Raw genomic sequence first — 21324 nt, 5'->3', positions numbered from 1 at the left:
TCGTTAATAGCCAGATTCTTTTATCACAACTGCGAACGCTATCTTCGGTTCCATGCCACTCCTTTGCAAATGCACAGTAAAGCAGGTATCCCGGTTGTAAACCAGGACCAGAGTCCGGTTACAAAAGCCCTCTTAGAGGCAGGAAACAAATGGGAAGAATCCGTAATTCTCAATAAACTAAAAAACAATGCTATAAACAATGTCATAATTCCGGCAGGCGAAGGAGCTCTTCACGAAAGGTCGCATCCGATAGAAACAAGTCTGGAAATATTCAGCAAACTAAAGACAGGAGATGCGGTTTACCAGCCTACTATTTTAGTTTCGGCCCGGTTCTATCAAAAATATCATTTATCACCTGAAATATGTCGGTTTTCCGCCTGCAGACCTGATCTGATCCGGGTTGTAGAAAAAGAACGAGGAGAGATCTGTTTACAGGTAATAGATGTAAAAGCCAGCGAGGAACTAAGTTCAAGCCACAGGACACAGGCCACGCTGTATGCCCTAATGATGAAGGACGTGCTGGAAAAAAGCAATATTGATATGCAGGTTGACTTAAACCAGGCTGGGATCTGGCTTAATGGGAAGGATGAGTTATTTAATTTGAACTTTAATATGAAGATAATTGAAGAGTTTTTACATTATCGATTGCCTGAAATCCTCCAGTCTCCCCTTGAGAGTGTCCCCTGGCATGTCCATAACCGTTGCGAGCTATGTGATTTCTACCAGTACTGCAGAAAAGAAGCTGAAGAAAGTAATTCAGTCTCCCTTGTCCCCTACCTATCAGTGAGCGGAAGAAAATATATGAGAGAAGCTGAGTGGGACCACAAGACTTCAATAAACTCCCTCTCCGAACTGGAAGCTTTTCTCGATAAAAAGGAAGCTGACGATATTTTAAGCAATTGAGGGTCCTTACGAAACAAAGGTGATTCCTTACGCAATACCTTAAAAGCCCTGAAAGAAAAAGAAGTCATAGTCAAGTGTTTGCTAATATAAATCTTTTATAAGTAAACTTGTATATTCTTCCAATTGATTCCTATCCCAGGCAGCTAAAGAGCTAAAAGGAAAAAAATTACTTTTTAATCAGAGCCAGAGAAGGCAACTTCTTTATTTTTGATAAAAACATGCCTGGAAAAACTATTGTCAGTTCTCTTAACTCCCGGCCTTTCCCCTCAAAAGCCAACCAATAATATCTTTATATCCTTTCTTTTTCTTTATTCAGCGCATCTATTTTTGCCTGTATCTCATCCTTCTGCTGCTTGTACCTGACTTTGATTTCTTTAACCTCTTTGTAGATAAGCATACTTTCGTCACTGATCCCTTTCATTGACTCTATATGCATTACAAATTCATCTACCCCTTCGCCCAGTCGCGGTTCTACTTCCCGCCATTCTGCATACTTAGCCTCTAATTCTTCCTTACTTTTGTCGTCAAGATCAAAGATCTCATCCCAGAGGTCCATAATCTGGCTGTCTATCTCTTCTTTTATAGGCATTATTTTTCTCCCCAATTCGTTAGACCTTTGTATAAGGGCACTCCTATTAATTCCTTTCAGTAGCTTTTTTCGGTCAGCTGTCAGGCTGGGTTTTTCAACCACTTTTATGGAATCAATGATACTTTTTGCTTAAAGGATGAACTTGCCATGGAGAAGAATCTGAGAAGTTGTCTTAGAATTACAGTTTTCGAATTTTAGCTATATTGTCAGTTCAGAATTTCTGTTCCGGGCTTAATTACATGCCTGTATACGGCTATCCGGATCTGGCTAGTAAGGTTCAGGCTATCTCTCTGGACTTCCATGCATACCGGACAATCAGTGCCGAAGCTAGGCTGATGAAAGCGTCATCAGTGCCCCACCCCAGTATGCAGACTGTGCCGCATCAACTATGCTAACTGACCAGAGGACAGCAAAGATTGCACCCACAATGATGTTTGCCCGGCGGTCAATCGAATCTTTCAGGGTCAGGGACAGGAAAGCCATCAACAATGGGACCAGTATTAAGATTGCAAAGAACAGTATCAGTTCAGGTCCTATTATCTGACCTTCTGCTACTCCCGCCATTAACTGTGCTATAATACCCGGCTCCATAAGCACCAGTATCTGATGAGCCAAAAAGGCAATTGATGCAAATAGCCAGAGCACTGAAACTTCTATCTTCCAATCTTCCAAAATCTTCTACCTCCTGGAGACGTCTTCAAACTCAAACCATCTACAACTGGATAATGAGGAATGTTAACTCTAATGGTTAAGTTACTATCCTGATTATGTGACCAGATTTATTTAAGACAGGCTCTCAGGTGTCCCCGGCCCTGTCAAGAATTTTCCATTCCGGGGTCCTGCTTGAATTTTTATGATTTTGAGGATTTAGTCGCGAATTGATTTGATGCAGGATCAGAAACTGATAAGAGGTAGGTGGGGAGAAAGGGGAGCGGTACGCGCCGGAAATATATTTTTACAGTAATAATTAAGCAGTCTATTTAGAATATATTCTGCATTGGCTTGTCTAAAGATAATCTAAGATTCCCATATAAGTCAATTAAATCTTGCATAAAACGAAGTTGTTCAAAAAAGGTCACCTAAAATTAAAGGTGCTCAAGCAATTCCTCAAGTGAAACGTCAGCCTGTTTCAGGATTGCATTCAATGTAGATTTTTTAATAGGATCGTGAAGTGGGACAGTGACCAGATTTGATTCTCTTTGCAAAATTACGTGGCTTCCTCTCTGCCTTACAATAACAAAACCCAGTTTTCCTAGAGCTTTTATAACTTTTTTTCCAGAAGCTGAAGGCAATTTAGCCAACTGAAACCTCCACTGTAGCGATTTCTCCCAGTACCTGAGCCTGCTCTCTTGTTACTTCCAGAACAAGCTGGATAGCTTCCTTAATGTTTTCAAGTGCCTCTTCTTTAGTATCTCCTTCGCTAATAGCTGCAGGAATTTCAAGGCACTGAGCGGTATAGCCTCCTTCCTCAGATTCTTCAAGTTTGATTGTAAACCGCATAAAGAATAAATAGTAATTTTGATATTTAATTACTCTGCCTCTGAAAATTTTCTCGTTCTACGTTTTTATTCTCTGTTTAACGCTGTAAATAAACGGTAGGTGGGGAGAAAGGGGATCAGTACGTGCCGGAAATACAAAAATAATGACATATCTGGTGGAATTACTATCAACCATTGAGAAACTTGCAGGGAAAATATAATAAGAATTAGTACAGTATGTCTGAAGTCATTATTTTTCAGGATCTGATGTTTTTGGGTGAGAAAACAAATCTGCCTTGGTTTCGAAAACGTTCTTAGTCAGGCAGTCAAGTACTTCTACAGATACGAAAAATATACTTATTCTGACCTTGAGAAGATATTGATTGATGACTTCAAGATAGGAAATGATCTTCAACAAGAGGATTTAGAGGGAAAAGTCCTTGAGTTTAAAAATGAAATATACTGGGTTTATAAGTATCCGAAATTGATTCAGTTCATTCAATTAGATCCTGAAGGGTTAATTTCCGTCAGGTCAATTTGCAAGTCTTATCTCATACTTGATAGAAAGAACAGTGATAATGAAAACTTCTATATTCTTGGATTTTTTGCGCTGGCTTTGAAAATATTGACTGTAGATCAGGACAAATTAACCCGAAAGCAAAAAAAGGATATGAATCTGTTAAGGGATCAGGATGGAATTCCCTCTTATTTTATTGCCCAATTAGGTAAAAATGATATGTTTAAATATAATATTAAGGGGAAATACCTGCTCGATGAAGCTGTCAATATTGTTTACGAATGTGTGGAAATGCTGGGAGGAAACATAGTCTGGCTCGAAGCAAATAAAGGAGCTGACTACATCGTGCGTTTTCACAAAAATAATGGTTTCATAGAATTACAGTCCGAAATTCAAGAGGACAAAGTAGAAAGGATTCAGTTAGTTAAATATTTAAACACTGAGTGATTGGATGAGATAAATTAATATGGATTATAACTATACTATAGTGTAGTGAGAAGAAAATAGACAGGGCAGTACTAAAAACATTATTTGAAGCGAGTATAATTTATACACTCAAAAATAATAAATACAAAATTAAATGGATTGATTAATATGGCTTCAAGATATCTGGAACAGAACTCTTTACATATATCAGACTCTGTTGCCATTAATAAGTTACATTCCTTATTTGAAAAAAATGAAAAGTCCAAACCTCCTGTCTCTCGATATAGAAAATTCGAGAAGGAAGTAATGGACTTCTTAAAAAGCTAATTAACTTATACCTAAAACACTCTCTTTTTTTGATAATCTGTATGAAAATATTTTATCTCATGCTCTACATCGTTTTAGAGCTACATTTGCTATAATCAGCAGGGCCGAAAAGCAAGAAGTCTGAGACTACTTTTAGAAAGTTACATCTATTTATTAAGGGAACAAAAATCTCACTCTAAAGCCGCATAAGCAGCATCAAAGCCGCACCAAAGCCGCACAAAAATCTAATGAATATCTGAAGCCGCAGTGTCCTGTTTTGAACGTCACCGGAAACTTGTAGAAAAAGACCTCGAGTCCCTGCGTCTTGTTGCCAGACATCAGGGGCATCTAGTTCCTACAGTTGGTGGCATGTTACTTTTCGATCATATCGAGATCCATGAACATCTGCCGGTAGCAGTTGAGAGGGCAATGGAGTTCCTCAAAAAGCATGCCATGCGCGAAGCGGATTTTTCAGAACTTAGACGTAAAGATATCTGGAGCATCCCTCTAACGATACTGTGAGAGGCGGTGATCAATGCTGTTGTCCACGCTGACTACTCTCAGAAAGGTGCTCCCATTAGGGTCGCTTTTTTCGATGACCGTATCGAAATAGAGAATCCTGGGATCCTGCTTCCAGGCCTAACTGTGGAGGATATGCTCCAAGGTGTGTCCAAATTGCGGAACCGCATTATAGCCCGCGTTTTCCGAGAACTTGACTTTGTAGAGCAATGGGGCAGCGGAGTCCCCCGTATATTCAAAGAAGCAGAGTCTCTTGGTCTTCCTGAACCTAAAATAATTGAAGTGGGTATGAGGGTGAGAGTTATTGTCTATCTGCTGGAATCCATAAAAATTGGAACAAACGGCTTAACTACAGGTAGAGTTGAGTCATGGCTAGAGTCATGGCTAGAGTCACAGATTGCGACTAAAGTGATAATTCTTCTGCTGAAAAATGATGCTGGAAAAGCCGAACTTGCATCTGGATTAGGTCATAAAACAGAATCAGAAGAGCTTAATAAACAGATCAAAAGGCTTCTTGAACTTGATTACATTGAAATGACGATTCCTGAAAAACCCAAAAGCAGTAAGCAGAAATACCGTCTGACGACTAAAGGGAAGGCATTTTTGGGCAAAGAAGCCAGAAAAGATAGAGAATAAAACTGTGTTTCTTTTATTCACTCACGCAGGATCGTATAGCATAATCCTATAGCATATAAATGATGCAAAAAAAAGAGGAGGAAGCCGGATGAGGCAAGAATCTCTGGTAACTAAGTACGATTACGATTTCGAAAATGATAGCATTTTCTTTTACGGAAGCAACAAGAAGTACAGGTCTTCAATAGATCTGGACGGAATAATCCTTGATATTAGTGAAGATAACCAGATCATGGCTATTGAGATCCTTGATGCTTCAAATAGGTTTAACCTTGCAAAAGAGGATTTAAGGAACATAAAATACTTTGAAGCTCGCATAGAAGTTAGCGAAGAAAACATCAGGCTGACAATGAAAATGAGCGTCAATAAGGGAAATAAACTGGTTGATAAAGGTCTTGATGCTCTCGGACTGAACAGCGTGAACCTTCCGATAAGCACGCAGGGAATCGAGCTTAACTGTTAATTTACTTTTCAGAAAAAAACAAAGGCAATTTAGTCAACAGAGAACTCCACTGTAGTAATTTCACCCAGTACTTGAGCCTGCTATTCTTCATCAGTCATTCATGCTTGCCGAATAACAGACTTTAAGGTTCCTGCAGGGATTTCTGAATGATCTGGAATAATAACAACATGCGTTTCAGTCAAAACTACCTTTTTCATTTTGATGTGACTGCCCCTCTGAGATACAACCTGAAATCCCTGGCTGCTGAGAGCCCTTATGACTTCACGAGCTGACGGGGTGGGAAGTTTTAGCATGGGAAGAGACCTCTACCGTTGTAGTAAAAACCTGTCCGGCAGCCGGGATCTGGGCATCTTCGTCCTCAAGGTAGAGTTCAAGTGCTTCCTTCAGGTTCTCGATGGCTTCTTCAATTGTTTCTCCCTGGCTTGCAATATCAAGCTCCGGACACCAGGAAACATACCATTTTCCTTCCTTCTGAACTACAGCTGAAAATCTGTACGTTTCTTCCATAATTAAGAGATTTCCGCAGTGCTATAAAACATATCTTTTACAGGAGAAGGTCTGGATTTCTTATATGGGTTGATTTTTTGCTATGAGATGTATCATAGAAAACTAAAACTTTCAGACCATTTGAGGGATGCAGGTCATTGTTTAAAATATATTAGACAGCAACTCATGAACCACATTAGGATAATAATTTTGATTTAAAATAGGATTAAAGAATCTACTTCTCTCCATCCCTCAAGCCAGACCGAAGCCGGGAAAGGAGCCTGAACTCCCTGCTCACCTGCGCAGCAGCTTTTCATTTGCAGTCAAAATCTCGACCCCGAGTTCGCTGAAGTCCTTATCATGTGTTACAAACATCAGGCCTTTGGCGCGGCAGATCTCTGCAAAGAGAAGGTCATTAAAGTCATATTTTCCTTGCTCGAAGAAGCGCATGATTTCAGGCAGGTCTATGACTTTTAAGTCCGAGTCGCAGGCAAGGGTATTTCTGAGGATTTTTTTTACGTTTGAGGCAATATCTTCAGCAACCGGGCGGAAGCTGAGCGAGTTCCTGAACTCCTTGAAATGTGAATAAGTGGTCTGCTGCTTGAACTCGATTCTTGAGAAGGCATTGATGAATTCAGAGATTATCATGCAGTTTATATAGATCGTACCGTTTGAGTTCCGGATTTCTCTTAAAGCTCTGGAATATATGCCCGACTTCTGGTCAGGCCAGCCTATAGGGCCGTAGATATACAGCCAGATGTTGGTGTCAAAGAAATAACTTTTTTCTGGGGGAAAGTCATAGGTTTCTACAGAATGGATAGGAGCCGGGCTCGGCTTTACAGGAAGGGTTTTTCCGGGACGAAGCCTTACACTGCGCCTTACCGGATAAACCGTTGCGCGGTGGACACTCTTAGGCATCTTCGCCTCCTATCACATCCCTGAGCGCCTTTCTGCAGGAATATGCATGTTCAAAATAGCCTTTTGCCCGCTCCATCACTCTCTTAAGGATTACCTCATCTTCAGGGTCAAGGTCCGTAAAAGAAAGATTTTTCTCAATCAGGGCAGCCTGGAAAGTCCCGTAAAGCTGTCCCACAGCCGCGTTTAAAAAGGCAGGCGTAAGTTCGTCAGTCTCTGAAAATGAGAGCTCAACTTTCCTGTTTTTGCTGAAAGCATCTGCAACTTTATCATGCACTTTCTGCCCGTCACAGGCTGCAACACAGCAGTTGATTCCTGCAGCTTCAATAATTTTTATTTTTACCTTCTCTTCAGTAGCCTTCCCCATTTTATCACTCCCGCACTATGTATCAAGAAGTAAGGTTTTGAGCCGGACACCTGCTGAGAATTCCTCAGCTATTACCAGCTACTCATCAATATTCTTACGGATTATTCTTTGCTAATGCCTTAAACTAAATATCCTCTCAACATCTTCTCCTGTCACCTTCAATAACTTTGTCGGTTTACCTTTCAGTTGACTTACTTTAGTTGACTTACCTTCAATTGACTTATTTTCAGTTGACTAAGTTATCTAAGTTATTACTTCCTTAGTTCCTCTGTCAGCAATATTTTTTCAATCGGCTTAATCGATTTTTTTCTTGAAAAATAACCACCCTTTATCCTCTTTTCCGTACTTTGTCTTTATAAGTACATAGTCCCCTTCAAGTTCTTCCCCGTGAAGCGTTACAATTATTTCTTTCTCGTTACGTTTTAAAAGCTCAAATGTACCACTGTCCCAGATCTCAACCCTGCCGGCTCCGTACTGTCCTTCGGGAATTTCTCCCTCAAAATCTGCGTATCCAAGAGGGTGGTCTTCGGTCTCGATAGCAAGCCTTTTGGTGCCGGCATTTTTCGGAGGCTCCTTGGGGACTGCCCAGCTTTTTAGGACGCCGTCCATCTCCAGGCGAAAATCATAATGGAGGTTGGTTGCATCATGGCGCTGAACTACAAAAATAGGTTTATCAGAACTTTTTTCTTCCCGGCTAACAGGGGGTTCGGAGGTCTTTCTAAAATCCCTTTTCTTCTCATATTCCTCAAGCATGGAAGATCAATAGAAAATATAGCAGCGTCGGGTATAAATGATTATGCGGAAAAGCTTGAAAAGAGGCTCATAAAGAAGGTAACTGGAAAATATATAAAAAAGATCAAAGGAGATCAAAGGGGATCATAAAAAATTTAAAAGAAAAGTTTGCTTGCTGCTTTTCTTTTAGGCTGCTTTTCTCGTTAAAATGTTAAAATGTCCTTTATCATTTTCTGGCAAGCGCATAATCTCCATAAATCTTTAAAAATTCCTTGTCAGTCTGCAGGAGCACAGTCTCAAACATGGCTACATGGACTTTTTCCTGCCTTGCGATGTCAAAAAGAATTGCACGAATTTCTTCATTTTTTGTAAGGTTTGCCATCTGCTCATAAAGATTGACAGCATCCAGTTCTGCAATCATTGCAGCTCTCAGGATTTCCTTATCAAGGTCTTTCTGGCTGATGTTCTCAAGGTCAGCAAGTGTTTCCGAAAACAGGTTTTTGCCCCCTCTGTAACTGTACCCTGTAAAGATATAGAAAGGCATACTTAATGTCTCTTTCTATTGGGGCCTGCATATAAGGTGTACAGCTCTGTGAGCATTAATGCTAACTGAACAAGATAAAGAGAAGATATACACGGGTAGAAATGATTTTGTCGGCACGCCCATAACAAAAATAAATAAATTGTAATGAATAAAATTTAAATCATAGTAAAATATTTTACTTTGATTCTTAATTCTTATTATCTACCTGCCAGCCTATTTCCTTTAGTAAAAGTGTATTCACAGTCCCCATGATCTAAGTTTCAAAATCGGTCCCATAAAAAGAGACCTTTGAGTGTGTAAATATTGATTATTTTAACAAAAAACTCTTTCTGTTAGAAAAAGACTTATACATAAATTTCATAAAATTACTATGAGAATTGATATTCAAAAAGGGGCTTACTGGGGAATATTAATTACACTGATGGCTATTGGAGATCTGCCTGCCATCGGTTATTAGCAGTATACGAACTGAGATTCAGAGATATGCTTGCTTTGCCAGTTACTCCGTACTATCTTTCAGCGAACTAAAACCAATCCTAACCGAGGACGAGAACTTTTGAAAAAAAGAAACTCCCTTTTGCTTTCACTTATAGTTATATTTTCGTGCCTATCCGTTAGCCCTAATCCTGTCGTCGGAAGTGCCGAAAATTTTGAACCGCCTCTGAACAATTCATCCCTTTCGGAACCTGAGATTGAAATAGCTCCTCTGAACCCCGAATTTCTGGACCCCGAGCAGCCGGATTCCGTGGAGCCTATTTCATCTTCTGATTACGGGCACATTTCAGGCCCCGGATATACACCCCCTCCTGTAAACATATCAGCAGTTTCAACACCTGCAACAAGGCTTTTGCTCAGAGCATCCGGTTCCGAACTCCCTTCGACCTATGACCTGCGCACCGAAGGACGGGTTACACCTGTAAAAAACCAGGGACAAACAGGAAGCTGCTGGGCTTTTTCGAGTATTGCATCCCTTGAATCTTACATTCTGGGAACAGAAGGAGAAAGTAGAGACTTTTCTGAGAATAACATGAAAAATCTCGTTACAAAAAACTACCCAGACGGTTTTGACCTTACCGACGATGATGGAGGTAATTCGTTAATGGCTATGGCATATCTTACCCGCTGGTCAGGGCCCGTAAATGAAACAGATGACCCGTATAGTGATACCCTGGAGTATTCTCCTCTTGGACTTCCCTTACAAAAACACGTTCAGGAAGTACTAGTATTGCCAAAGAGAACGGGATCTCTTGACAATGAGGTAATCAAAAGGGCGCTTATGGATTACGGAGCTGTGTTCTCCACAATATGCTGGAATTCAGTGGATTTTCAGGACAAAAATGACACCTATAGGTACACAGGCTCAAGTTCTGCCAATCATGCAATAACCATTGTAGGTTGGAATGACTCATTTGACAGGAACAGGTTCAAACAGGTTCCATCCGGAGACGGAGCTTTTATTGTAAAAAATAGCTGGGGAGAATCCTGGGGAGATGGAGGGTACTTCTATATATCCTACTATGATACCAGATTCGGGTACGGTGAAAATACAGTTTTTACAGCTTCAGAGGAGGACAACTTTGACTATAATTACCAGTATGACCCGCTCGGGTGGATAAACGAGATAGGATACCCTGAAAATTTGATTGCCTGGGGTAGCAATGTATTTTCCTCGGAGAGAAATGAAAAACTGGAGGCAGTAGGGTTCTATACTACAGATCTTAATACGGTATACGAGATCTATGTTTACAAAAACCCGACAAACGGCCCAGTTAATTCGGCAGAAGGTTTTGTTGTAAAAGAAAGTGGCACCTGCTCGTACCGAGGATACCATACCCACCTGCTGAACTCTACGGTAAACCTGACTTCAGGAGAGAAATTCTCAGTGGTTATAAAGTTCAGAAATCCTTCCTATACATACCCTCTTGCAATTGAGAATCAGAAACTAGGTTACAGCAGTCAGGCACAGGCAGATTCCGGAGAGAGCTATGTAAGTCTGGACGGAACAAGCTGGCAAGACTTAACAACAGAATCAGGGTTCTCAGAAGCAAATCTCTGCATAAAAGCTTTCACAACTGTTAATGAACTTCCTGAAGCTGATTTCTCTTCAAACATTACCAGCTATGCTTCTCCTCTAACAGTTCAGTTCACGGGCCTATCTACAGGTGCCTTTTCCTGGGAATGGGATTTTAACGGGGACGGAATTACAGATTCAACAGTCCAGAATCCGGTATATACCTATACCTCGCACGGGAACTATACTGTTTCACTAAATGTCAGCAACAGGATAGGTTCCGACTCAGAAACAAAGAGTCATTACATAACAGTAACCCCGCTCTCAATCCTCTCTGCAAATCCCGGAGGAAGTGTCGGAACTTATGAAGGAGACTTACAGGAGTTCAATATCAGTACAAATCATAACACTACAGTAAACTGGTACCTCAATGGAACGAAAAAACTTACAGAATCAAATGTTAAACACAGTTCATACTCAAACAGTGCTCCCTCTCCAGGAACATATAACGTTACGGTACTTGCTGCAGCAGGAAGCGAAAAAGTTACACATACCTGGAACTGGACAGTACTTGATTGGAATCCCTGGGACAATTCGACCTCTCAGGAAGGAAAAAACATAAGCACAGAAGAGCTCCAAGAAGCAATACACATATATAAAAACAGCCTTCCAGTCCCTGAAACAGAGGTGGAGATGACAGGCGAAAGGCTCATGCAACTGATCAGACTCTGGCGTGAAGGATCTGCAAATTGAAAAAGAGATTTAACAACCGGGGAACAAGTACATGTTTCCCGTTTATTCTCAATTTATTGGTTTCTTCTCTTCCTGCAATCTCTTTTTATTTTTCTTTCTTCAGTGTCTGTTCGACACCTTCTCCTATTTTAACGTTCATGAGAAAATCGTCAACAGTTGCAAGAAGAGAGCCTATCTTCTCAGAATGAAACCGCACAGCAACCCTTTCATCGCTTATCTCGCTTTCCATGCTCTTCAGGTTGTCCGGGGCAAGGGCTTTAAGGATTCTGGACGCTGACTTTCTTGACTCAGGGTCAGGAAACTCAATTATGCCTGTGATTTTCATAAATGTACCTCTACGTTTTTATGCTGATTTCCACTTTCGGTTTTTTTCACTTTGTTACTTTATTCTTATTTACCACTTCGTTTTTACTGCTTGGTTTTCACTACTTCATTTTCACTGCTTCGTTTCTGCTTATTTCAGGCGTAATTTTCATTCATCTTATATGATTACTTTGCCTTCCCACCGGTGTTTTTTCTGAGCTGTTCTCCTATTATCCTGTCTGCAATGCTCAGGAACTCCTCAGTGCTTCCCATAGGAATTGAAGCTCCGGATGCGACACTATGCCCGCCTCCGTTTCCGCCGACTGCACCTGCAGCTTCTCTAAGGGCAAAGGCAAGGTCAAGTCCTTTTGAGACTAGCTCGCGGGTACCCCTGGCAGAAACCTTCAGAACTCCTTCGGATTCATTTACACAGATAAAAGGAAGTTCGGGATGGAGATATCTGACCACGGTCGTTGCAAGGCTTCCTGTAGAAACTGCCTCAACCGTGTTTATATACCAGATATTCTCCCCTTTACGGATTTTTTCCACGCTTTCCCGGATATCCAGGGCAAGGTTTTTTTCGTGCTCTTTAGTAAGGGAAAGGGCTTCGTCAAGGATACCGGAGTCTTTAAGGCAGAGAGACAGGGCAAGCCCGTAAACCTTTTGCTTCCCGCAGGTATTGAGAATTGAAATGAAATCATAGACATTATGTACAAGCTCCCTGTTCAGCAGGAAAAACTCTCCTATAACGGCTTCAATTGCTTCGGGGCTGGCCTGTCTGACAAGTTTCAGGGCAATGGCACTGGCAAGTTTTGATAGTTCGCTCTCAGACAGGTCTTCAATATTTCCGGAGATCTCAAGCTGATTTAAGAACTCTGCTGCTTTTTCAGGATAGCCGGTTATATCAAGAAAAGGCTCAGTGCTATACGCAAGCACGTTCACAAGGTTTCCATCCCCTATTTTCAATCCCTTTCTGACGGATACAACTCCCGCTTTTAAGGCTTCCTCCAGAATAAAGGCATTTGCAGTCCGGAAAAGCTGCCTGTCTCCAACTGCACCTGCAATTGCCAGCCCTGCAAGGTCAATGTTTCCTGTCCCGAGTTTCCTGGCTACAAGATAGCAGGTGCCTGAAGCCGATATATCCGTTGCCCCGTCGATTCCTACCATATGAGCATTTACCACGGCTTTTGCAGGAGATTGTCCTACTGGCTGATGGTGGTCAAGTACCACAACATCAGCCTTCACCTTCCCTATAAGTTCCGGCTGCCCGCTGCCCATGTCGCAAAAAATGACAAGATCTCCCTGAGAGATGGTTCTGTTCACTTCTTCGATCACAGCCTCATCCAGCTTTGCCGCTATTGAGAGCTGGAAAGGTATGTCTGCCCTCAGCAGAGCCTGGGCCATAATCCCGGCTGAAGTCAGCCCGTCAGCATCATTATGAGAGACTACGCGCACAAAGTTATGCTTCCTGATTTTATCGGCTGCATTTTTTGCAAGGTTTATCAGTTTTTCAATTTCGCTCAAAACCCATCACTCATAAAAGTTCAGTATCAAAGTGAGAAGACCAGTACAGAGACCAATATATTATAGAGATCAGTATATTACACGAATCAATTATAAGATTTAGTGCCAGCTCACAAAAGATGCGGTTTATACTGGCTTGATAATATAAAGTTTTTATTTTGTTCTCTATTAATTTATGATACCAGATAGGGCTTCTCTTTTGCCGAAAAGTAATTTTCAAGTATATATTAGATAAAAAAATGTCTTAGAATGATAAACTTTATAAGTTTACATTTCCGGAAGGGAGGAAATGAAAGAAAAGGAGGCAGGGGTCGAGAAAAGGGAAGGGAAGAGAAAAAGGGAGAAGGGGGATAAGGGATAGAAGATTTAGGGACTTCCTTCTCATCGATTCGGGATGAAAAATGTCTATTTTCACGATACGTCTATTTTCCTGATTCAAAGGGTATATCTAAAAATAGTTATCGAAAAATCTTGATGGAACTGGTCTTATTCTGGAGATTTCTTGATTAGTTTCATCAAGTTTCAAATGAAAAATGACATATATCCACAGAAGGAAGCCAGGCCTTCAATTGAAAAGACCTGTAAAAACTGTAATCAGCTTTCTTTTGCTAAAAGTCCTAAAGATCAATGGAAGATTCGTATTCTCTGTTCTTACTGTTAAAGATGAGACTATCATTCTCATAGTCATAGTCAATAATGTCTATCCCATACTGTTCTTCCACTTTTATTCAACCTTCTATTTACTTTCTGAGGATATAATGTTAATAACCGTACCTTTGCAGGGCTCGATATACGTAGCCAAAGGACAATAATGAGATCTTGCGTCTCTGAGATGTCATAGTAGACTTTATATTCGTTCTTTTCTTCACATTCCACATAGACAGGGCACTATTAAATAGTAGTTTCTTAATTTCTTCGAGATTATTTAATATAATCCTACCTATCTTGTTTCTAACATGTAATCTCTTTAAAAAATGCTCTGCGAATTCTATGTTTTCATCGTGTAATAAAGATTTGAGGTGACTGATACCCTAACAGAAAAGGAACTGGTAAGGGATGTTTTACAGGGGCTGCACAGAATAATTCATGACGGAATTGAGGAAAGGCAAGGCAAAAAAAGCAGAAGATCGGACAGCACCAAAACATATATGTCCTAAACGTAGGGAATACCTGAAAGAGAAACTATTAAAGGACTTGGTGGAATTGACAGAAGCCTCGGAGGTAAATAAGGATGACTGAAGAACACGACTACGATGAAAGATCAGAGAAGCTTCGAAAGTTCAAAGAAAAGCTAGGTGCACAGGAGAAGGAGCTTGAAAAACTCCTGGCAAAATTGGAAGACTTAGAAGCCAAGCGAGCCGAGGTAATTAAAGAGATTGGCAACACTTCAAGCACTCCCCAATATGTGAAAGAACCTCTCCAGCAAATGAGTAAATTGATGGTTGCTATTAATAATCTTCCTGAAGTGAAATCCATAGCAAAATGTGAAATTTGCGGGAAACTTTACGTTTCTGGCAATTGTCATGAATGTCTTGAGGCAGAGAAATAATCTATTTCTTTTTTGTCCTATTTTTAGAAAAGGGAGAAAAAAATATATCATACTCCCAGGCATAATATGATAAAAAAATAGAGAGTAAGGGCATTAGCCCTCAAACACATGCGCTTTCCAATTTTGCAATTGCATCTAGGTAATTTCGTACTTTTTTAGTATCTGGATTCTCAGAGGCCTGCTCTAACTGTATTGTCTCACGCATATCAGAGATAACTGCATTAAAATTGCCAGACGTCAGTTTAACTCGATCATTTAGAACTGCAATCGCATTCTCGTATTCATTAACAAGTACAATTGAACTTTTTTGCTTTTTAAGTATCTTAACAGTTTTTTGTAAATTCTTTATTACATTCACTGTTGCCCTTTTGCTTTTTCGAATTGTGTGGTTTTCTCTACTTGCATTTTTTGTGGCTTCTGCTTTATCAATCTTTGTCATTTCATCAGTGTCTTTGTTGTTTATCATTCTATCACCTATTTGTTGTTTAACCACCTTAACAGTGCATGTTTACACCTTTGTGGCAAGATCTGAGCATTGTCTTAATGACCATATAAGTAGAGACTTTTCTTTAATTATTGATTTCTGAGTTTAAAAGAAAATAAATGACCATAAATAAGAAATTCGGCAAAATATTATAAAACATAATACCCGGAAAAGTGTATAAAAATAAATTAAATAAGAGAAAATCAAGCAGAAAAAAATATATAAAGAAAAAAGAAGGGGCAAGGAAAGTAGAATAGTAAGAAAAATAAAAGAAAGAAGTAAAAGCGAAAAAAGCAGGTCCAAAAAAGGTAAAAACTCCAGCATACCTGAAATTAAGTTAATTTCTCTCTGAACTCATGCAAAAACTCTCCAGGGGTCAACTTAATTAATAAGAAAGTATATAGTTAGAAACGCGGCAGGGCGCCCTGCCAGCCTCGCACATCAGTAGTGTAGCGGTCATCACCGGGCGTTGCCAACGCTCGAACCCGGGTTCGAATCCCGGCTGGTGTATATCCTTTAGAAATGAACTTACTCCTTTAGAAATGAACTTACTTTATGACGAGCTCATTTTATGAAATAAGTTTATAAAATAACCGTATCGGCCTTCTTTAACAGGGTGTCTGTTTCTTCTTTTTGCTAATCTTTTGTATTTCTTTTTGATGTTTTTTAGTTGGCTTTTACTTACCGATATTTCGCTGTAGCTGAGACTTACTCAGATCTATTCCCCGAAGCAACACAGAATCTGCGTTTTCTCTTTTTTCAATTGCATCTGTTGTTCTGCTAAAATAGATAGAAGTTAGCAATACACGAATAGTATTGAGGAATATATAAAAAATAGTAAGAAAAGAAATCATTCAGTATTTTAAAAAATTCCTCAGGATAACTAAAAAATATTAATTGAAAGAATTATGTTATTGTTTTATCCTGAAATAATTTCGCTTTGAAACTTTTTTCCTTTTGTCCATATTTTCACAGCCCAAACAATCTCGTTCCTATTCTGAATTTTGCCTCAATTGGGAGTCTGTTCCAGAATGCATCTTGTGGTGATTCTAATTGTTCAAGTTTCAAAGCTCCATGAGGTCTCTGGTTATACAATTGAACGAATTCCTCGAACGATTGAAACTCTCCTCTAAACCTCTGATATGTATCGAACCATTTCTCTATTTTTCCGTTTGTTTGAGGATGTCTGACCCTTGCAAGTATTGGTTTAATCCCAAGTTCTCTAATTCTCGTTTTAAATTCACTTTCCCATGAACCATCCTCATTAATCCTGTGCGCTCCGAATTCACTTCCATGATCCATGATGAGCTCCCTTAAAGGGCATATATCCCAGTACTCTCTGACAAGTTCATCGATCACTTTAATGGTGTTTTCCGTGTTGCAATGAGCATACTCTCCTCCTGCAATTACCATTCTTGATGAATCATCAAGAATGGCACAGACTTGCAACCCTAATAGAGGGTTTTCATGCCAATCGATATGTGCAGCAGACATACTATGTTCACGTTCGTATCTACACCATTTTCTTCTCTGTTTCTTTTTTCGGTTTTCCTTGGCAAGGTTCATACTGAGTAGATAGTTATGGATTCTGTTATGAGATATTTTACGATTATACTTGCCTTCTATGAGAATTTCAAGATAACAGGCTCCAAACTTATAATCTGAGTAAGTTTGGTCAATTATCTCCTTATCGTCGGAGGATAACTGTTTACGTGGCCTTCCAAGATTATTACCAACTTGAGGAAGCTGATCAATGTCAACGTATTCTTTATATATCTGCTGAACTCGACGAGCTGAGATCCCCTGGATCTCAGCTATCGTCGAGGTAGATTCTCCTTTCAACTTTTGAGCAATGATCCAACGTATCTTTTTCCCGTTAAGTTTCACGATAGATAAGGGATTGCAACCAACATAGTTAGCGCGAAATAATTTCGGGATAAAACAAAAGAATTATGTTATTGAATTGAAGAAGATATATTGTTGACTTTTGCTGACTTAAATGAGTTATTTATTCATCATAAAAAAGTGTACGAATATACATTTAAACATAGAAAACATAATTTAACAAAAGACGTTTTTTCTACAGGGGAGGAATATAAAATGAAATACACCTTTCAGGACTCTACAGAACTTCCTGTCCAGAGGGACTTTATCCAGGATCTGCAAGATTTCATAAGGGTTTCACAGGAAACGATACCTCTTGAAAAATCGATTATAGAAATAAAACAGGGGAATATAAATGAAACGGCCCTTTCTCAGCAGAGGATCGATGAGATAGAGAAGTTCCAGAAAGAAGTTACCGACTATATAGAAGAACGTGTACGAGGGACCGAATCCGAAGAGATCCTTGAAATCAAATCCAAGACAATTGAGACCTGTGCATCTATAGCCCTGTTGAAGAAGAATGAAAGACTAGAAGACATTGATAGGCAAAACAGACTGACACTTATAGAAGTAAGGCAGCTTGAAGACAGAGTACTCTCAACTCTCAGCCCTTTTTTTGAGAACTGTATCTATGGTGCCGAAGATACCTACTATGCTTCAACCGAAGACAGAAAACTAAAAGGATGGCAGGTAAGCTCAGTTGATAACATGAGATATGAGTTTGGACTGAATTTTATACAGGACACGCTAAAAGTTGAAGATCTTCAAAAGCTTATCCTTCCTGTAAGGTCAAAAAGCGGATTTCTCTCCAAAGAAGGAAAAGTTAAAAAGATGGATGTATCAGGTTTCCATATTACAAATATCGAATCTGGGAAAAACAATACAAGAGTGGTCCTTGAAGATAAAGATGCAGAGAACAGGTTCATAATTTCTGCGGATGACAGGACTTTTCTGGTCATGCACGGAGACCATGAAATAACAGGCGATGAAAAACTGGCTCCTGCAATAGACAGAGACAACCTGTACATGTTCATGAAAAAAGTCAAAGACTTTTTTACAGCTTCGGTAGTATTCAAAGGACTCAGGCTAATCCAGATAGACGGCAAAAATGCCGTTGAAGAGAACATGCTCTTTGACTGCCTGAAGCTTATAGCGAGTATATACGGGGAGCTTGTAAGGGAATGCATTGACAGAGGATATACTAAAGGGGAGATTACAATTAAGATGGAGGAGCCTGGAAGCGTACGGACCGAAAAATACATTTCGAAATCTGAAGCTTCAAGGGAACTCTCATCCATAGGACCCGAAGGTGTGGAACTCGTAGGCATCCTGGGAGTTAGTGATACCCGGCAAATCTAAACAGGAACTCAGGAGCTACTGCCGGTGCATACGGAAAGAGAGCCTGCTTTCTGGAGTGTTCCCGCATCAGAGATATTACAGGAACTCCAGACAGGTGCCGAAGGCCTGAAAAGTCCCGAAAGTGAAGAACGTCTTACAACTTATGGGGCTAACATTTTAAAACCTAAAAAAAGATTGGATTCTTTAAAAATACTGCTTTCCCAGTTTAAAAGTCCCATTACCCTTATTCTCCTTTTTGCAGCAGTAGTATCCTTTTTCCTTCACGACCCAACGGATACGGTTATTATCGTAACCATTATTCTGATCAGCAGCCTTCTTGGATTCTGGCAGGAAAAAGGGGCTGCTGATGCTTTTGAGAAATTGATGGCAACAGTACAGATAAGAGCAACAGTGCTCAGAGACGGTGAGAAAAAGGAAGTCCCGATAGAAGAGGTAGTACCCGGAGATATAATACTCCTCAGTTCGGGAGACATAATTCCTGCGGACTGCCTGATTCTTGAATCAAAAAACCTCTTTGTAAGCGAAGCCACTCTCACAGGAGAGACATATCCTGCAGAAAAAGAAACAGGCGTACTGAAAGCAGACACTCCTCTTGGAAAGCGTAAGAATTCCCTCTGGATGGGAACAAGCGTTGTCAGCGGGAGTGGGAAAGCAGTAGCAGTTTTCACCGGAAAAGAAACCGAATTCGGAAAAATATCTGCAAGATTAAAGCTCGGGCCGCCGGAAACAGAATTTGAAAAAGGAATTACGCACTTTGGACATTTTCTTATGGAAATCACCATGATAATGGTGACAGCAATTTTTGCAATCAATGTGTATCTCCAGCGTCCTGTACTTGATTCTATTCTTTTCTCCCTTGCTCTCGCCGTGGGGCTGACACCTCAGTTGCTGCCTGCAATCATAAGTGTCAACCTTTCCCACGGCGCAAGGGAAATGGCGCAGAAGAGAGTAATTGTCAAACGGCTTACATCCATTGAAAACCTGGGCAGTATGAACCTGCTCTGCTCGGACAAGACCGGGACTCTGACAGAAGGAGAATTACAGCTACAATCTTACCAGGACCTCAGCGGAAACAAAAGTGAAAAAGTCCTCCTTTATGCCTGTCTTAATGCCTATTATCAAAAAGGTTTTGAAAATCCGATAGACAGGGCAATCCTTACACAGAACAGGTTTGACCTTTCCAAATACGGAAAACTGGACGAAATACCTTATGACTTCGTGCATAAAAAGCTGAGCATACTTGTTTCAACTGACAGCACGAACCTTATGATCACTAAAGGTGCACTAGCAGATGTTCTTGCAGTCTGTTCCTCGGCTGAGACGGAAGGGGAAAAAACTGTGAGAATTTCCGATTTAAAAGAAAAAATCGAGCAGCAGTTTGAAGAGTTCAGCGGAAAAGGGCTTCGAACTCTGGGGCTTGCATACAGGAAGATCGGACAACAGGCAGTTATCAGTAAAGAACAGGAAAACGACATGACTTTTCTAGGGTTCCTCTTCTTTTACGACCTTCCAAAAGCAGGAATTGCAGAGACATTAAAAGAGATGGAAAATCTGGGAATTTCCCTTAAAGTCATTACAGGAGACAACAGGCTGGTAGCTGCAAGCATCAGCCGGGAGATTGGAATAAAGAACGTATCAGTCATTACCGGAAGCGAGCTATATCAGATAAGTGATGAAGCCCTGATAAAGCGAGTAAATGATGCTGATGTCTTTGCTGAAGTGGAACCGAACCAGAAAGAGAGAATAATTCTTGCACTCAGGAAAAGCAAAAACGTAGTCGGGTATATAGGAGACGGGATAAATGACGCTTCAGCCCTCCATGCTGCAGATGTGGGAATTTCTGTTGATACTGCTGCAGATGTTGCTAAAGAAGCTGCAGATATTGTTCTTCTTGAAAAAGACCTTAACGCACTCATAGAAGGAGTAAAAGAAGGGAGGAGAACATTTGCCAATACCCTGAAATATATCTTCATGGCTACAAGTGCGAACTTCGGAAATATGTTCAGTATGGCAGGAGCATCTCTTTTTCTGCCATTTCTCCCTCTCCTGCCAAAACAAATCCTGCTAACAAATTTGCTGACGGACTTTCCTGAGATGACAATAGCTACAGATACTGTAGACAAAGAAATGGTAGAAAGACCGCACAGCTGGGATATAGCTTTTATCCGCAAATTTATGGTAGTGTTTGGGATCACAAGTTCGGTATTCGATTACCTTACCTTTGGCACTCTGCTCTTTCTTTTACCCGGACTGACAGAAGAGTTCAGGACAGGCTGGTTCATAGAGTCCGTAATCTCAGCATCAATGATTGTACTGGTGGTCCGGAGCAGAAAACCTTTTTTCAGGAGCAGACCCGGGAAATACCTGCTGACAGCTACCCTGCTTATTGGAGTCTTTACTCTCAGTTTCCCACTAACTCCGCTTGCAGCCCCCTTTGGCTTCAAACCCCTCCCTCTTTCAGTTATTGTAATTATTGGTGCCATTATAGGGCTGTATGTACTCACAGCTGAAGCGGTAAAAAGAATATTTTACAGGAAGGTACAACTTTAAAATATTTTTCCAAATGAACTTTTGCTTAC

At 40.3% G+C, this 21324-nt stretch carries 24 protein-coding genes and 1 tRNA gene; 11 read left to right on the top strand and 14 right to left on the bottom strand.

Translation table 11 applies throughout. The annotated features are described in order from the left end of the window. The first annotated feature begins 69 nt into the window (after positions 1-69). On the top strand, positions 70-903 hold the full coding sequence (locus MSHOH_RS06975) for a hypothetical protein (protein ID WP_048138434.1): 834 nt from the start codon (positions 70-72) through the stop codon (positions 901-903). A gap of 289 nt (positions 904-1192) precedes the next feature. Here MSHOH_RS06975 and MSHOH_RS06970 read toward each other — a convergent pair whose 3' ends face one another. From MSHOH_RS06970 to MSHOH_RS06955, 4 genes are all read right to left on the bottom strand, one after another. Further along, positions 1193-1492 (bottom strand): hypothetical protein, encoded by a 300-nt coding sequence (locus MSHOH_RS06970; RefSeq protein ID WP_048138432.1) that lies wholly within the window; start codon positions 1490-1492, stop codon positions 1193-1195. Positions 1493-1819: 327 nt separating this feature from the next. Further along, the gene (locus tag MSHOH_RS06965; RefSeq protein WP_239451258.1) at positions 1820-2164 is read right to left on the bottom strand and encodes a DUF6326 family protein; all 345 of its coding nucleotides are present in this window, start codon (positions 2162-2164) and stop codon (positions 1820-1822) included. A 413-nt stretch (positions 2165-2577) separates the two neighbouring features. After that, complete coding sequence (locus MSHOH_RS06960; protein WP_048138431.1) at positions 2578-2793, bottom strand: type II toxin-antitoxin system HicA family toxin; 216 nt, start codon at positions 2791-2793, stop codon at positions 2578-2580. Further along, positions 2786-2992 carry a type II toxin-antitoxin system HicB family antitoxin gene (locus tag MSHOH_RS06955; protein ID WP_048138429.1) on the bottom strand — a complete coding sequence of 69 codons (207 nt, stop codon included), beginning with the start codon at positions 2990-2992 and terminating at the stop codon, positions 2786-2788. Before MSHOH_RS06955 ends, MSHOH_RS06960 begins: the two co-directional genes overlap by 8 nt. A gap of 255 nt (positions 2993-3247) precedes the next feature. On the opposite strand from MSHOH_RS06955, the gene MSHOH_RS06950 reads away from it, so the two are divergent. The 4 genes from MSHOH_RS06950 to MSHOH_RS06935 all read left to right on the top strand — a co-directional run bounded on the left by MSHOH_RS06950 (position 3248) and on the right by MSHOH_RS06935 (position 5834). Next, on the top strand, positions 3248-3934 hold the full coding sequence (locus MSHOH_RS06950) for a hypothetical protein (protein ID WP_048138426.1): 687 nt from the start codon (positions 3248-3250) through the stop codon (positions 3932-3934). A 552-nt stretch (positions 3935-4486) separates the two neighbouring features. Beyond that, positions 4487-4741: a hypothetical protein gene (locus MSHOH_RS06945; RefSeq protein ID WP_048138424.1), complete on the top strand. Its 255-nt coding sequence runs from the start codon at positions 4487-4489 to the stop codon at positions 4739-4741. A 6-nt stretch (positions 4742-4747) separates the two neighbouring features. Further along, complete coding sequence (locus MSHOH_RS06940; protein WP_048138422.1) at positions 4748-5374, top strand: ATP-binding protein; 627 nt, start codon at positions 4748-4750, stop codon at positions 5372-5374. Between the two features lie 88 nt (positions 5375-5462). Then, entirely contained in the window at positions 5463-5834 is a 372-nt protein-coding gene (locus MSHOH_RS06935; RefSeq protein WP_048138420.1) for a DUF2283 domain-containing protein, read from the top strand. 98 nt (positions 5835-5932) lie between these two features. Here MSHOH_RS06935 and MSHOH_RS22655 read toward each other — a convergent pair whose 3' ends face one another. From MSHOH_RS22655 to MSHOH_RS06910, 6 genes are all read right to left on the bottom strand, one after another. Beyond that, positions 5933-6127, bottom strand: a complete 195-nt coding sequence (locus MSHOH_RS22655) for a type II toxin-antitoxin system HicA family toxin (RefSeq protein ID WP_082089264.1) — start codon at positions 6125-6127, stop codon at positions 5933-5935. Next, positions 6096-6341 carry a type II toxin-antitoxin system HicB family antitoxin gene (locus MSHOH_RS06930; RefSeq protein WP_048138418.1) on the bottom strand — a complete coding sequence of 82 codons (246 nt, stop codon included), beginning with the start codon at positions 6339-6341 and terminating at the stop codon, positions 6096-6098. Before MSHOH_RS06930 ends, MSHOH_RS22655 begins: the two co-directional genes overlap by 32 nt. Positions 6342-6614: 273 nt before the next feature. After that, entirely contained in the window at positions 6615-7238 is a 624-nt protein-coding gene (locus tag MSHOH_RS06925; RefSeq protein ID WP_048138417.1) for a type II toxin-antitoxin system VapC family toxin, read from the bottom strand. After that, positions 7231-7602 (bottom strand): STAS-like domain-containing protein, encoded by a 372-nt coding sequence (locus tag MSHOH_RS06920; RefSeq protein ID WP_048138415.1) that lies wholly within the window; start codon positions 7600-7602, stop codon positions 7231-7233. Before MSHOH_RS06920 ends, MSHOH_RS06925 begins: the two co-directional genes overlap by 8 nt. A gap of 294 nt (positions 7603-7896) precedes the next feature. Continuing rightward, the gene (locus tag MSHOH_RS06915) at positions 7897-8355 is read right to left on the bottom strand and encodes a DNA polymerase ligase N-terminal domain-containing protein (RefSeq protein ID WP_048138413.1); all 459 of its coding nucleotides are present in this window, start codon (positions 8353-8355) and stop codon (positions 7897-7899) included. 205 nt (positions 8356-8560) lie between these two features. Beyond that, positions 8561-8830: a demethoxyubiquinone hydroxylase family protein gene (locus tag MSHOH_RS06910; RefSeq protein WP_048143257.1), complete on the bottom strand. Its 270-nt coding sequence runs from the start codon at positions 8828-8830 to the stop codon at positions 8561-8563. 604 nt (positions 8831-9434) lie between these two features. Here MSHOH_RS06910 and MSHOH_RS06905 point away from each other — a divergent pair. Then, a complete protein-coding gene (locus MSHOH_RS06905; protein ID WP_048138411.1) occupies positions 9435-11642 on the top strand; it encodes a lectin like domain-containing protein in 2208 nt (735 codons plus the stop codon). An 85-nt stretch (positions 11643-11727) separates the two neighbouring features. Here the strand turns inward: MSHOH_RS06905 and MSHOH_RS06900 are convergent, their stop codons facing one another. After that, entirely contained in the window at positions 11728-11967 is a 240-nt protein-coding gene (locus MSHOH_RS06900; protein WP_048138409.1) for a KEOPS complex subunit Pcc1, read from the bottom strand. A gap of 164 nt (positions 11968-12131) precedes the next feature. Next, positions 12132-13469 carry a DHH family phosphoesterase gene (locus MSHOH_RS06895; protein ID WP_048138407.1) on the bottom strand — a complete coding sequence of 446 codons (1338 nt, stop codon included), beginning with the start codon at positions 13467-13469 and terminating at the stop codon, positions 12132-12134. A 1086-nt stretch (positions 13470-14555) separates the two neighbouring features. Between MSHOH_RS06895 and MSHOH_RS23535 the strand changes: the two genes are divergently transcribed. Both MSHOH_RS23535 and MSHOH_RS06885 read left to right on the top strand, forming a co-directional pair. Further along, positions 14556-14708 carry a hypothetical protein gene (locus tag MSHOH_RS23535; RefSeq protein ID WP_158024071.1) on the top strand — a complete coding sequence of 51 codons (153 nt, stop codon included), beginning with the start codon at positions 14556-14558 and terminating at the stop codon, positions 14706-14708. Then, positions 14701-15018 carry a hypothetical protein gene (locus MSHOH_RS06885; RefSeq protein ID WP_048138403.1) on the top strand — a complete coding sequence of 106 codons (318 nt, stop codon included), beginning with the start codon at positions 14701-14703 and terminating at the stop codon, positions 15016-15018. Before MSHOH_RS23535 ends, MSHOH_RS06885 begins: the two co-directional genes overlap by 8 nt. A gap of 100 nt (positions 15019-15118) precedes the next feature. Here MSHOH_RS06885 and MSHOH_RS06880 read toward each other — a convergent pair whose 3' ends face one another. After that, positions 15119-15484: a hypothetical protein gene (locus MSHOH_RS06880; RefSeq protein WP_158024070.1), complete on the bottom strand. Its 366-nt coding sequence runs from the start codon at positions 15482-15484 to the stop codon at positions 15119-15121. Between the two features lie 456 nt (positions 15485-15940). Here MSHOH_RS06880 and MSHOH_RS06875 point away from each other — a divergent pair. Then, positions 15941-16012, top strand: a tRNA-Gly gene (locus tag MSHOH_RS06875). Between the two features lie 459 nt (positions 16013-16471). Here the strand turns inward: MSHOH_RS06875 and MSHOH_RS06870 are convergent. Continuing rightward, a complete protein-coding gene (locus MSHOH_RS06870) occupies positions 16472-17389 on the bottom strand; it encodes an IS481 family transposase (RefSeq protein ID WP_082089262.1) in 918 nt (305 codons plus the stop codon). A gap of 213 nt (positions 17390-17602) precedes the next feature. Between MSHOH_RS06870 and MSHOH_RS06865 the strand changes: the two genes are divergently transcribed. Further along, positions 17603-18745 carry a hypothetical protein gene (locus tag MSHOH_RS06865; protein ID WP_048138397.1) on the top strand — a complete coding sequence of 381 codons (1143 nt, stop codon included), beginning with the start codon at positions 17603-17605 and terminating at the stop codon, positions 18743-18745. A 24-nt stretch (positions 18746-18769) separates the two neighbouring features. After that, positions 18770-21295, top strand: coding sequence for a magnesium-translocating P-type ATPase (gene mgtA, locus MSHOH_RS06860; RefSeq protein ID WP_158024069.1), 2526 nt, complete (start codon positions 18770-18772; stop codon positions 21293-21295). The last annotated feature ends 29 nt before the right edge of the window (positions 21296-21324 follow it).

Source organism: Methanosarcina horonobensis HB-1 = JCM 15518, from assembly GCF_000970285.1.
GTDB lineage: Archaea > Halobacteriota > Methanosarcinia > Methanosarcinales > Methanosarcinaceae > Methanosarcina > Methanosarcina horonobensis.
The sequence above is the reverse complement of the archived record's forward strand: the minus strand, read 5'-3'. Positions and strand labels throughout refer to the sequence as shown.

Bases quoted from the DNA above. Each gene is read 5' to 3' on its own strand.
- MSHOH_RS06915 (WP_048138413.1), bottom strand. From the start codon at position 8,355: ATGCTTGAGGAATATGAGAAGAAAAGGGATTTTAGAAAGACCTCCGAA.
- MSHOH_RS06885 (WP_048138403.1), top strand. From the start codon at position 14,701: ATGACTGAAGAACACGACTACGATGAAAGATCAGAGAAGCTTCGAAAG.
- MSHOH_RS06865 (WP_048138397.1), top strand. From the start codon at position 17,603: ATGAAATACACCTTTCAGGACTCTACAGAACTTCCTGTCCAGAGGGAC.
- MSHOH_RS22655 (WP_082089264.1), bottom strand. From the start codon at position 6,127: ATGCTAAAACTTCCCACCCCGTCAGCTCGTGAAGTCATAAGGGCTCTC.
- MSHOH_RS06930 (WP_048138418.1), bottom strand. From the start codon at position 6,341: ATGGAAGAAACGTACAGATTTTCAGCTGTAGTTCAGAAGGAAGGAAAA.
- MSHOH_RS23535 (WP_158024071.1), top strand. From the start codon at position 14,556: ATGACGGAATTGAGGAAAGGCAAGGCAAAAAAAGCAGAAGATCGGACA.
- MSHOH_RS06970 (WP_048138432.1), bottom strand. From the start codon at position 1,492: ATGCCTATAAAAGAAGAGATAGACAGCCAGATTATGGACCTCTGGGAT.
- MSHOH_RS06975 (WP_048138434.1), top strand. From the start codon at position 70: ATGCACAGTAAAGCAGGTATCCCGGTTGTAAACCAGGACCAGAGTCCG.
- MSHOH_RS06935 (WP_048138420.1), top strand. From the start codon at position 5,463: ATGAGGCAAGAATCTCTGGTAACTAAGTACGATTACGATTTCGAAAAT.
- MSHOH_RS06880 (WP_158024070.1), bottom strand. From the start codon at position 15,484: ATGATAAACAACAAAGACACTGATGAAATGACAAAGATTGATAAAGCA.
- MSHOH_RS06925 (WP_048138417.1), bottom strand. From the start codon at position 7,238: ATGCCTAAGAGTGTCCACCGCGCAACGGTTTATCCGGTAAGGCGCAGT.
- MSHOH_RS06900 (WP_048138409.1), bottom strand. From the start codon at position 11,967: ATGAAAATCACAGGCATAATTGAGTTTCCTGACCCTGAGTCAAGAAAG.
- MSHOH_RS06955 (WP_048138429.1), bottom strand. From the start codon at position 2,992: ATGCGGTTTACAATCAAACTTGAAGAATCTGAGGAAGGAGGCTATACC.
- MSHOH_RS06920 (WP_048138415.1), bottom strand. From the start codon at position 7,602: ATGGGGAAGGCTACTGAAGAGAAGGTAAAAATAAAAATTATTGAAGCT.